3 protein-coding genes are annotated in these 2,512 nt (G+C 44.8%); 1 reads left to right on the top strand and 2 read right to left on the bottom strand.

Going from position 1 to position 2,512, the window contains the following annotated elements:
* Positions 1-237 precede the first annotated feature (237 nt).
* Positions 238-1,488, top strand: a complete 1,251-nt coding sequence (locus tag VN379_RS21790) for an L-lactate MFS transporter (RefSeq protein WP_325537795.1) — start codon at positions 238-240, stop codon at positions 1,486-1,488.
* Positions 1,489-1,528: 40 nt separating this feature from the next.
* Here VN379_RS21790 and VN379_RS21785 read toward each other — a convergent pair whose 3' ends face one another.
* Complete coding sequence (locus VN379_RS21785; protein WP_325537793.1) at positions 1,529-2,212, bottom strand: cache domain-containing protein; 684 nt, start codon at positions 2,210-2,212, stop codon at positions 1,529-1,531.
* A gap of 25 nt (positions 2,213-2,237) precedes the next feature.
* Positions 2,238-2,512: LytTR family DNA-binding domain-containing protein (locus VN379_RS21780; protein WP_325537791.1), on the bottom strand; the 275-nt coding region annotated here is incomplete at its 5' end.

Below are 2,512 nucleotides of genomic sequence, written 5' to 3'. Positions count from 1 at the left end.
GTATTTAAATATTCCCTTTCGGTACTGATATTTTGCAGTTCAGTAATGCATTGTGGAGTAGGGGGAATTCTCCGGCTATAATGATGATGTAGTTCATGTTGGTTTGGAGAGACGGCATGTTTCTTTGGCGCCGGGGAAACTGTCTGATAAGTAGTGGGAATTTTCGATAAATAATAACTCTCTCAGCTTTGCATGAATTATTACGTACAGGACATGAATATGAAGGAGTGTTCTCGCATGGAGGGAAAAAGCTACCCTAACCGCTGGCTTATTGCGTTAGCGGGAATTGTAATGCAGATTTGCTTAGGTACTGTGTATGGCTGGAGTGTATTTACCAAGCCGTTGATGGCTGCCCACAACTGGAGCAACGCTGATGTGACATTAACATTCACCATTGCAATCGGTTGTTTGGCTATATCCAGTGCAGCCGGCGGTTATATTTTAGATACAAAAGGTGCACGCATTGTTGCCACCACCGGTGGTGTTCTCTTTGGTCTGGGTACCCTTATCACAGGCTATGGCGACCAAATTGGCTCGCTAACGGTAATCTATCTTGGCTATGGTCTTATTTGCGGATTAGGTCTTGGCTTTGGCTATATTACCCCGATTGCTACGTTGGTTAAGTGGTTTCCGGACAAAAGAGGACTCATTACTGGTTTGGCTGTAATGGGTTTTGGTCTTGGTTCGCTGATGCTTACCGTGCTCTCTCCAGGCATGATTGCAAGTATGGGGACGGCTATGACTTTCTACATCTTTGGTGCTATCTTCTTGGTGGCGGTTACAGCCGCCGCTCAGTTTATGGTTGAACCGCCGCCCGGTTATGTACCTGCAGGCTGGATATCACCAGCAGGCAAATCTGCCGCTGCCGGTATGACCTTAGGTGAGGCTGCCAGTTCTAAATATTTTTATCTGCTGTGGGCGATGCTGTTCCTCAATATTACTGCCGGTATTGCGCTTATTTCCCAGGCTTCACCTATGGCACAGGATCTTATGCCAAGCTCAATGAGTGCCGCCGAAAAAGCAATGCAAGCAGGGGCTATTCTTGGTATATTTGCAATCGTCAATGGATTGGGGAGACTGTTCTGGGCATCTGCCTCTGATAAAATTGGACGCCGGACAGTATTCTTCATCCTGTTTGCAACACAAGCCGTGGCATTCTATTTCTTGTCTAGTACGAAAGATATGACTGTATTCACTATCATTTGTTCATATATTTATGCCTGTTATGGTGGCGGTTTTGCTACCATGCCGGCCTATGCAGCCGATGTTTTTGGAACAAAATATGTTGGGCGGATTTACGGCTGGATGTTAACTGCCTGGGGGGCTGCCGGTATAATGGGGCCAATGCTGTTTGCACGGATCCGTCAGTCATCAGGAAATTATAGTGAAGCGCTTATTATTACTTCGATCGCTTTGGCTGTTGCGATAATTTTGCCGATACTATCTGCTCCGCCAAAGGCTAAGATTGAAAACAGTAAAACTGCATAATAAAGATAATAAAATAAGATCAAAAAGAGACGCGACCCTTCTAGGGGGGCGTCTCTTTCTGATCGTGTGGTGTTGTCCAGCGGGGGCTTGCTCGGGTGAGGAATGCGGTAGACCAGGCATCTACCGAGATAAAGCAGGTAGCAGCAAGGGCGAATAATAAGGCAATACGGGTTGATAATACTGCTACTGCTGTAAAACTATGCTTAAGCTGATCTGCAAAATTCTTTGACACACCAATATAAAACATACCGATAATCTGGCCTGAATCATTTTTGATAGGAGCATAGCAAGTCTGATATTTGACACCAATGACCTCGGCTTCACCAACATAGAGACCGCCGTTAAGTACTGTTTCGGAGACATAATCGGCAGCGAGTGTACCTGTGACCCTGCTGCCGTCCCTGATAATATTGGTGGCAACACGGGTGTTGTTTAAGAATATCGTTACAGTGTCATCTGTTAAACGGCCAATTTTATCAACCAATTCGGTATCATCATTGATTCGAAGGTGACCTTTGTATAACTCGCCATTCTCTATCCGCCATGAGCCCGGGCGCATATAATCAGCAATTTCAAGCGCTGTGGCTAGGTCTGATTTTGCTTTCTCAGCGATTGCTACTTCAATTTGCACCTGCATATCTCTAATGATCAAAATACCTACCCCGAGTGAAACTAGCAGGGCAATACCGACAAAGAATACGGTTAATCTTGTTTTGAAGCTCAAATAATCGTAAACCTCCTCTTTGTTTCTACTTGAGACCGAGTGTAAGTTTTAGGTGTTTCACACGGGTGCGGCTGACGGGAACCTCTTGTTTATTAAGATCATTCATGCGCAGTAGATAGGAGCCGTGAAACCACGGGGTAATTTCCAATATTTCATCTAGGTTTATAATATACTGGCGATGGATTCGCAGAAAATTGGGTTCAGTTAATAAGTTGTCAAACTCCTGTAAAGTTAGCATAGCCGAAAACTCAACGGTGCGAGTGCGCACAAATACGTCCTTATCTTTTACATAAATGAAGA

Source organism: Sporomusa sp. (genome assembly GCF_035561255.1).
Classification (GTDB): Bacteria; Bacillota; Negativicutes; order Sporomusales; family Sporomusaceae; genus Sporomusa.
Note: the sequence above shows the minus strand (reverse complement) of the source record. Positions and strands in the feature narration are given on the sequence as shown.

What these genes read in the sequence shown, in the direction of transcription:
- VN379_RS21790 (WP_325537795.1), top strand. Translation starts at nt 238, where the DNA reads ATGGAGGGAAAAAGCTACCCTAACCGCTGGCTTATTGCGTTAGCGGGA.